This window comes from Vibrio sp. VP6 (assembly GCF_028823755.1).
In the GTDB taxonomy this organism is placed as follows: domain Bacteria; phylum Pseudomonadota; class Gammaproteobacteria; order Enterobacterales; family Vibrionaceae; genus Vibrio; species Vibrio parahaemolyticus.
In genome coordinates, this window is the sequence record NZ_JAPEID010000115.1 from 1 (window position 1) to 2,281 (window position 2,281).

The 2,281-nt window shown below is 43.1% G+C and carries 1 protein-coding gene; it reads right to left on the minus strand.

Annotation, left to right across the window (positions count from 1 at the left end; all coding sequences use genetic code 11):
* Positions 1-662 precede the first annotated feature (662 nt).
* On the minus strand, positions 663-2,281 hold a 1,619-nt coding region (locus OU793_RS24195), incomplete at its 5' end, for an RHS repeat-associated core domain-containing protein (RefSeq protein WP_342453750.1).

Below are 2,281 nucleotides of genomic sequence, written 5' to 3' on the forward strand. Positions count from 1 at the left end.
CTTAGTCCATAGATGAAAGATACAAGCGGAAAACCTTGCCCGTAGGGTAACGCCCAAAGCAAGAAGCTGGAAATTTTAACCAGCAATTAGTTCACATTCTAGCCAAATATGGAAACTTTCATTGCTAATGAGTTCACCATCACGGCTGTTTTTAGTACCTCAGCAAGTATAGCAACTGGTATATGTACCACTGCAATGAGTGGAAATGGCAATAGCAATGGTAACCAAGGAAATAGAACCTCAAATGTTGGCTCTGGCGGATATATGGGGAATGGTCTCCAGAGTGGAGGAGGGATGATGGGCTCATCCACTGGCGGAAGAGGACATGGTTATTAACCCTTTCCTCCCCCACACACAATTAACAATCTTATTTTAGTCATAATATATCTACCTCATAGCTGAGGTAGGTATATTATTAGAGGGTAAAAGTATGTATGTTAGAATATTTATTTGTTCACTAAGTTGTGCACTTGCTTCAGTTCAAGTATTGAAAGCTACTGAAAGTGATATAATTTCGTTCAGTGTTGGAGTCGTTTCTGGTCTAGCCGCATTTCATATAATTGGTTATTTAAGCAACAGAAGGAAACCTTAACTAAATACAGTCCAAAGAGCAAAAGCTTGACGCTGTTACTTATTTTTCGAAACACCTTATATAAAGGTACTCATAAGAATCGTGTAGGACTGAAACTTCGCTGTATATTCTTGGCTCGTTTTGTAGGAGCCCAAACACTGTTATGAGTATTAAGTGTTGCTAGTGGTGCAGAAGGTATAGTCTGACCTAGCTTATCCAGATGTTTAATTGCATCCCTTTGCTCGCTCTGGCTTTGCCTTGCCTGCTGATTAATAACCGGCAGGACATTCATATTTGCAGCAGTCGCTGGGCCAGTAAAATCTTCAAGCGTATATTGTGCTGCAAATAAGTTAGCTGCCAAAATTGGTTCCATTACATCACCACCACTTATCGCATAGTTATTTACTTCATTTTGCAGTTTACCAATTACTTGATCTCGTCTCGCTCGATCCGATAAAGAATGGTTTTTTTGAGAAGAGAGAACCCCTTTCGAACTCACTGTAGGAGGGTGAAAAAAAGCCCCTTTTCCTGTTGGATGCTGCATCACTCCCCCCGTTCCGAGATTATACCCAGACCCGTCAGTAGGAAGCCTAGCTTGTGAAACATGCTCCAAAGAAGCAAAGGCGAGATCGTGTTGAGCCTGTGTAAATGTTACACCAGCTGTTTTTTCAACGCTCGCTATACCACTGTATATACTACGAACGGTTGCCGTTGACATTAATTCATCTTGGCCACTGTTAGCATCACGATATTTATTATTAAAAGTATCTAATTGTCCATTCATAACTGCGTCGTATGCTTTTTTTAGCGTCTTAGTGTTTTGAATTGCATTGCCATAACGATTCTTGACACTATAAAATGCATTTATCTTCTTCCTAATAGCTTGAGTCTGACTTTGAGCCTGACTATCACTGAGCTTTAAAAGTGCTTGGCCGATCTTTACTCCTTCTGCCTGACCGACTGCCTCTAAAGCTTTATGACTTGGAATACCACTACTGGTTTTAACTAGGCCATTTGTATCATAAAATGATACTGGATTGTTACAGACCATCCGATACAGATTTAACCCATCTACCGTCCCTGCCGGATCCGAGCTTAGCCATCTGCCCACCCACGGCTGGTAGTATCGATAACCATAGTAATACAAACCGGTTGCATCACGCTCTTTGCCCGAGTAGCGGACCATTTTATACTTCACTTCTGTCTGATTACGCGCAGTTAAAATAGCTGTCCCCCCATACGGATAATACTCTTCCATACTGATGAAGTGACCACTACTGTCTACCTCTAGATTGCAGCTACCGATAAGACTGTCGTAACTGTACCTGACTTGGTCATTACTTATCTCACTTGGCCCTCCCTTTTCCCAGTGCAACACTCGTACTTGAGCTCGACCTGCCTCACCTAGGGTAATAACCTGCAAGCTTTCCGTTTCTGTGTTGTCCTGCGCTACGCTGCGTAACTCTATCCCTGGTAAATAAAGTGCCCGCAGTGTCTGTACACTGCTCGCTGCCTTTTGTTTGCTGACTTTTAACAGACGTTGACTGCCTGCATCATAGCGGTAGCTCTCTACGTCATCCATGTCACCATCGCGCACCACTGGCGTTACCTTCAGCAATTCATTGCGCGGCGTCCAGATAAGGGGTTGCCCTAATTGCAGCTGTTTTTGTTGACCGCCTACAGTAAAGAACCCATCGACGTCCGAAGCGT